Here is a 3753-nt window from a genome sequence, read left to right as displayed (position 1 = left end):
TGCACGAACTGGCCGCCGAATACGGTGTGAGCGCCGAGCGGATTCGCCAGATCGAGGTGGCGGCGCTGAAGAAGATGCGCAAGGCGCTCGAAGTGGCTTGAGCGGCCTTAACCGGCGTTTGGGTATTCGAAGCCAGTAGACGACAGGCCAACCAAATTGACCTGGGCAATGTTGGCCTCCCCCAAGGCCACGGAAGCCAAGTAGCTGCCCTGTGGCTGGGAGGATATCGCGGACGCCGCGGTTGCAACTTCCGCAGCGGTAGGCTCCCGGCCAGAGGTCTGCCGCAGCAGATGCCTGGCGATGTCCTGCGGGCTATCGGTTGGTGTCAAGACACCACCCCAGATGGGTAGGCGCATCACCGCACCGGCCAGCTGTTGCAGGGTGAAGCCACCGTCGAGAAATCCGATCACCTGCCCCATCAGGGCCTGCTTGGTCAGCATGGCTTCCCGGCCAATCACGGCACCGATCAGCAACATGGCCTGACCGGCCGTATCAGCTTTGCCCAGGTCAAACGCAACTGTCGAGTCATCGAACCGAATTCGCTCGACGTTGAGCATCTCGACTGACCCGGCAGTTCCATCGGAGGCCACGGCAAATCGAGCAGCTTCCCAGGGTTTGTCCAGAGCCCATGCACTGCGCTTGCCCTGCAGGACCACCACGTCCAGTCCACCCAATCCGTCAATGACATCGTTCCCGCCAAAACTCCGGATGGTGTTGGGGAGGTCATTTCCGATCAAGAGGTCGTCCCCCTTGGAGCCGACTGCGTTCTCAATCTCCACACCCACACAAATCGTCACGTTATCTCGGTAGGGCGTTCCGTCCACCCCTGCGCCGATTGAACTGCTCTTGCCCGCACGCAAATCGATGGTGACGGCCATCGTCGAGGCCGACGCATCAAGCCAATCCACGCCCCCATCGTCGACGATCGACAACAAACCGTTTGCATCCCGAATGCTGGCCAGGGTGTAGCGGTCATCACCGACTGCGGCCGAGCGTTTGCCATAGAGGTACCGCAGGGCGGAGATATCAAAACCGCCGAACCACGAAGGCCAGGTGCCCGAAACCAGGGGGTCGGGGTCTTGGATCATGATGGTATTGGTCAGCGTCCAAAGGCTCTTCAGCAGAACCGTAGCGCCTGAGGTGTCAGACTCTCCCAAGGGATGCTGCAGGCCCAAGGCGTGGCCAATCTCGTGCAACAGCACGAAGTAGCCCTCTTGTCCGGGCTTGAGGAGCGTCGCGGTTTCCACATCCAGCCAGACGTCTCCTGCCTTCTGATCGCCTCTGAAAAAGTCCGGCAAGAAAGAATAGCCCCGGGTGTCACTTTGCTGATTGATACCAAAACGCATTTCGGCCTGTGCGCCAGCGGTCTCCACAAAATTGATTCCAACCTGCGACGAGAGCTTGGTCAAAATGGCTCGAACAGCCTGTTGCTGATCGGCACTGAACGCATTGAAGCCCGCCCCTCCTTCAGCGCCTGAGGCGGGGCGCTCTGTCAGGAACCCGAATGAGATGGTTTGGGTGGCCCCTGGAGAGTTGAGTTGCCAGCCTGCAGCGCCCCTGAGCAATATCTGTTGGCCAGCGTCAGCGTAGGACACTCGGCTATCCAAGTCGATCAAGTACGAGCGATTCGTCGAGTTGTCGTAAACACCGAGTACCTCGATGTTGCGCAATTCGTAGACGAACCCTGGCGTCTTTTCGTGCCACGCACGAATCAATCGTTTGTCAGGACTGGCTGTGACAATAAGCTGTCCGTAGTCGGGGTCAGCGCTGTGCCAACTGATGGTCACACTGTCAGAGCCGCCCCTGCCGTCAATGGTGATCAAGCCGGACCTTTGGTTCTTCCAGGGGCCTAGCCAGAAGTAATCGGCGTCCTTTGAACCAAAACCTTGGTCGCCCGGTTGTTTGAAACCGTGGACGTTGCGCACGTTGATGAGGGTGTCACGGCCACCAAAGCCATCCAGGGCGTAACCCTGTTCCAAGTCAACCAGGATGGCCCTGTTGGAGGACCAGTAGTGAACGGTTGCGTTCTGCGGTCTTATCGAGGGGTCAACGATGATCAGGTCGTTGCCAGGGCCGCCTTGAGCCGTGCCCCACTCGGCCTTGATGGTGACTTCGTCATCCCCTTCGAGAGCGTCGTAGTAGTCCGGTCCAGTAATGACAAAAACGTCCCGACCGCTGGTTCCCTTTAGATTTGCCATGCCGTACTCACAGATAGCCGATGGTTTGCTTACTGAAGTTCGCCAGGTTCGGCATGGCGGCCGTCACTTGGGCAGCACTCAATCCCATCCAACGGGCTATGTCAGCCATGAACTGGTCTGAGGAGAACTGGGGAATCCATTGGCCACGTTGCGGCTTCCAGTCGAAGGCGTCGTCAACGCCGCCCGTGACCAAGGTTGGGAAGCTGTTGCCGTATACGACACCACCACGAATCGCCCCACCGACCACAAACCAATGGTTCCCCCAGGCATGGTCCGAGCCGGCGCCTGCGGCTGGGTCGAGCGTTCTGCCAAACTCACTCATCACGACGGTCAGTACCTGGCCATCCAGCCCCGCATCGATCAGTGACTTGTCCAGGGCGGACACGCTTCTTGCGACCGCCTGAAACCGCAGGTCCAAGCCGGGGTTTGTTTCGCTGGTGTCCAGCTGCCCGGTGTGCGTGTCATAACCACCATCTTGGATGAGATAGATCTGTCGGCGCGCACCAGTCGATTTGCTGTACGGGATGTGTCGAGCAACAAACTCAAGGTCGCGTGCCACGCTTGAGAAGGCAACATTAACAAAGTTACCGGTCGGCTTGGGGCCCATCGTCTTGCCACGTGCAAACTCGACAGAGTCCAAATAGGCCGACCGCAGGCTACGAGACACCTCAGCCTCGTAAGCGTTCGCCGATTGGAGTCGGCTGAGCGCGATCAGGCGCTGTGTCACCAGGTTGTTGGGGTCATCAACCGAAGCGGCGCCCCAGTTGGAGCTTCCATTGCTGTCGGCCAGGCTCAAAGGGGTAGAGTTGCCAATGACGGCCGTATAGTCCCGCGCCAATGCCACCAAGGGTTGTTTGCTGCGGAGTTCGGGGGCGAATTGGTCCATCAGGCGGCCACCCCATCCACTCAAGTCCTCCGCCCCCATCCAGCCTTGCGTCCATTGCTCTTGTTCTGTGTGCGAGCCCAGGAACGGGGGAAGCTTTGCGGTGTTGTTCCGGATTTGGGCGATGGTTGTCGGCTGCACCAGCGCACCCACATTGGCCACAACGGCAAGGCGCTTGGCCTCAAACAATTCCGCAAATGCGCGAGCTGCAGGGGCAAGGCCAAACGTATGGCTCATGTGAGTACCCGACAGAGGCACCAGAGCGTCCTTTGGCTGCGCAAGCACTGGCCTGGACCTCTGATAGTCGCTGTAGGCCGCGTTGGTGGGGATCAGGATGTTGTTTCCATCATGGCCACCCGACAGAAAAACCACCACCACCGCTTTGAAGTCGGCTGCCTGTACGCTGCTCAAGGGCATGATCGAGGACGTCAGCCCTCCGAGGGCGGCCAGGCCAGCGCGCGTCAACAGTTGACGACGAGAGAAGATCATCGTGCAGCTCCAAATGCAGGCGTAATCATCGCGCTTTGTAGGAGCGCGCCTGTCAAACGAAGTGGGGTGTCGCGTTGCCAAGTCGGTACCGACTCGCTCAATGCCCGACGTGTGGTTGGCGTCATTGCGCCTCTGAAGAACCGTTGGTTGATCAGTTCGAGCAACTCTGCGTCGGAACTGCCC

At 59.3% G+C, this 3753-nt stretch carries 3 protein-coding genes; 1 reads left to right on the top strand and 2 read right to left on the bottom strand.

What is annotated here, in order from left to right:
* Nucleotides 1-8 precede the first annotated feature (8 nt).
* Complete coding sequence (locus tag ACIQ2E_RS14180; protein ID WP_398331932.1) at nucleotides 9-101, top strand: sigma factor-like helix-turn-helix DNA-binding protein; 93 nt, start codon at nucleotides 9-11, stop codon at nucleotides 99-101.
* Nucleotides 102-107: 6 nt separating this feature from the next.
* On the opposite strand, the gene ACIQ2E_RS14175 is transcribed toward ACIQ2E_RS14180, so the two are convergent.
* Nucleotides 108-2198, bottom strand: coding sequence for a M10 family metallopeptidase (locus tag ACIQ2E_RS14175; protein WP_398331929.1), 2091 nt, complete (start codon nucleotides 2196-2198; stop codon nucleotides 108-110).
* Between the two features lie 7 nt (nucleotides 2199-2205).
* Nucleotides 2206-3570, bottom strand: a complete 1365-nt coding sequence (locus ACIQ2E_RS14170; protein ID WP_398331926.1) for a DUF1501 domain-containing protein — start codon at nucleotides 3568-3570, stop codon at nucleotides 2206-2208.
* Nucleotides 3571-3753: the final 183 nt, after the last annotated feature.

It is taken from the genome of Vulcanococcus sp., assembly GCF_044369115.1.
In the GTDB taxonomy this organism is placed as follows: Bacteria; Cyanobacteriota; Cyanobacteriia; order PCC-6307; family Cyanobiaceae; genus Vulcanococcus.
This window is presented reverse-complemented; position numbering and strand designations above follow the sequence as displayed.